General features: G+C 51.6%; 2 protein-coding genes. One reads left to right on the forward strand and one right to left on the reverse strand.

Features of this window, described 5'->3' with window-relative positions:
* Positions 1 to 35 precede the first annotated feature (35 nt).
* Complete coding sequence (acsF, locus tag V6D20_19220; GenBank protein ID HEY9817913.1) at positions 36 to 1,112, reverse strand: magnesium-protoporphyrin IX monomethyl ester (oxidative) cyclase; 1,077 nt, start codon at positions 1,110 to 1,112, stop codon at positions 36 to 38.
* A 250-nt stretch (positions 1,113 to 1,362) separates the two neighbouring features.
* On the opposite strand from acsF, the gene sixA reads away from it, so the two are divergent.
* A partial coding sequence (sixA, locus tag V6D20_19225; GenBank protein HEY9817914.1) for a phosphohistidine phosphatase SixA occupies positions 1,363 to 1,824 on the forward strand: 462 nt, incomplete at its 3' end.

Here is a 1,824-nt window from a genome sequence, read left to right on the forward strand (position 1 = left end):
TTACGTTAGAGGCACTAGGGCACTACATCAAGCAATTAGCGCACTGCTGGCTGCACTTCATCAATGCGCAGAGGCTTCATGAAGTAGAGGCGCACAAGTTGCCATGTGGTAGAAGCATAGAAGGGCAGCTTTTGGAAGAACTGCAAAACTTTGGGTGTCTTTGATGTTGCGATCGCCGACAGTTTTTCGTTATTGCGAGTACATTGATCCAAGGCTGCAAAGAACTCAGGGTGATCCACATTGAGGATCACCGGGAACACCCGGCCCGCGGTCTCGTTGGTCTTACGAATCACGTGGATGTCATACTCCCGTGCATCCAAGCCGAGGGACGCATAGAAGCCCGACCGCTGAATGTCGTTGAGGTACATCGTCGCGAACACAGACAACAGGAAGAAGCGGCACCACAACCGCGCTCTCCAGTCGTTGAGGATGCTGGGCTGAGCGCGCATCACGGCATCAAAGAAGTCGCCATGACGGTTCTCATCCTGACACCAGTTCTCAAAAAACCGGAAAATGGGGTAGATGCGATCTTCGGGATGCGACTCTAGATGGCGATAAATGGTGATGTAGCGCCAGTAGCCGATCTTCTCAGAGAGATAGGTCGCATAAAAGATGAACTTGGGTTTGAAGAAGGTATATTTGCGATGCTGGGTGAGGAAACCTAGGTCGAGGGACAGGTTGAAGTCCGACATGGCTTTGTTGAGGAAGCCAGCATGGCGAGCTTCATCCCGCGACATCAGCTCAAAACCTTCTGCCAAAACAGGGTTTTTGCCCTTGAGTTTCCGGGATAGTTCTTTGTAGAGCAAGAATCCAGAAAACTCAGCCGTGCAGGAGCGTTCTAGGAATTCTACAAACAATTGGCGGGTTTCACCGTCAATGTGCTCCCAAGACTGCTCAAATTCTTCGTCGCGCACAAAATGATGACGGTTATAGTCGGCGCGGAACTCGGCAATGATGGCTTGCAGCTCGTCTTCATTGATGGAGACATCCATCGCTGCCATTTCATCAAAATCTGTCGTGTAAAAACGGGGTGTCAGGATGGTTTCTTTGGCTGGAGCCTTGACCCCCGGGCGAATTTCTTGAAATTCTGGCTTTTTCAGAGAATCTACCATGAACCCTCAAATACAGTTGCTTATGAACAAATTTGCCAAGACGCGGGCTGCGATCGCATCAATTCTGAGACAATATTGACGCAGAATGAACGATCCCTCTGGAATGCATCGGATTTGCACTCAGCCAAAACAAGCGTGAACGCCTCAGATTATATGCATTACAGTCTACCAAGCCTGGCCCCTGAGGGCATACCCCTTTCCATTAAGAGTTGTTGCAAAGTGTCGGTTTTCCAACCCACAGGTTAAGTCCATGCCCCATATCCTTTATTTCATTCGTCATGGGATCGCCGCCGATCGCTCCCTCTATGCCCAAGATGGCGATCGCCCCTTAAGTGAGGACGGCAACCAAAAAACGGAAAAAATTGCCCAGCGCTTAGTTTCCCTAGGCGTAACCGTGGATCGCATTCTCACCAGTCCCTTGCTGCGGGCGCGGCAAACGGCGGAGATTCTCAAGGCGGCTGGTATGAGCGATCGCCTAGAAGTGTTGCCCTTTCTGTCTCCCGGCGGCCGCATTCAAGACGCTCTGGTTTGGCTAGAGCATTGCCCGGCCCAGTCTTTAGCGCTGGTGGGCCATGAGCCAGATTTGGGTGAATGGGTTGAGAGTCTGGTCTGGGGCGAACCTCGGCAGGGTCTAGTGGTCAAAAAAGCTAGCATCATGGGCATCCAGCTACCCGACGGCGGCGACCCCATTGGGCAAAGTCAACTTTTTTGG

It is taken from the genome of Candidatus Obscuribacterales bacterium (genome assembly GCA_036703605.1).
GTDB lineage: Bacteria > Cyanobacteriota > Cyanobacteriia > RECH01 > RECH01 > RECH01.